Origin of the sequence: Legionella yabuuchiae (assembly GCF_900640115.1) — a bacterium.
Lineage (GTDB): Bacteria > Pseudomonadota > Gammaproteobacteria > Legionellales > Legionellaceae > Legionella_A > Legionella_A yabuuchiae.
Genome location: NZ_CAAAIW010000087.1, coordinates 1 through 335 on the forward strand (window position 1 = coordinate 1; position 335 = coordinate 335).

Below are 335 nucleotides of genomic sequence, written 5' to 3' on the forward strand. Positions count from 1 at the left end.
AAGGCCAAATGATGCTCGGGCTCTTCTTGTAATAACTCGCCCAGCGCCTCGCCTAGGACGCGAATGGTAACGATATTTGCCGCATCGCCTGTTAGCTTTACGTCCGCGGGAAAGGCATCAACTAAACGATGTAGCGATGCCAGTGATGAGCCCAAACGATGGCAAGCGCCACCGGCGCAACTGTGGCGGCCTTGGCCATAAGCTGTAGCGTTATCATAAAGCGTATTTAAAAGCGCTACTTTTCTTGCTTCAAGGCGCAAAACGCCATCTTTATCATCGCTGTCTTCAGGAAGTAGGCGTTCTTCTTTTTCATTGGCAGCTAGCCAGACGAGACT

Annotated in this window: 1 protein-coding gene; it reads right to left on the minus strand. The window is 51.0% G+C overall.

The genetic code is table 11. From position 1 onward, the window contains the following. A partial coding sequence (locus tag E1O47_RS12385) for a hypothetical protein (protein ID WP_207384330.1) occupies positions 1-335 on the minus strand: 335 nt, incomplete at both ends.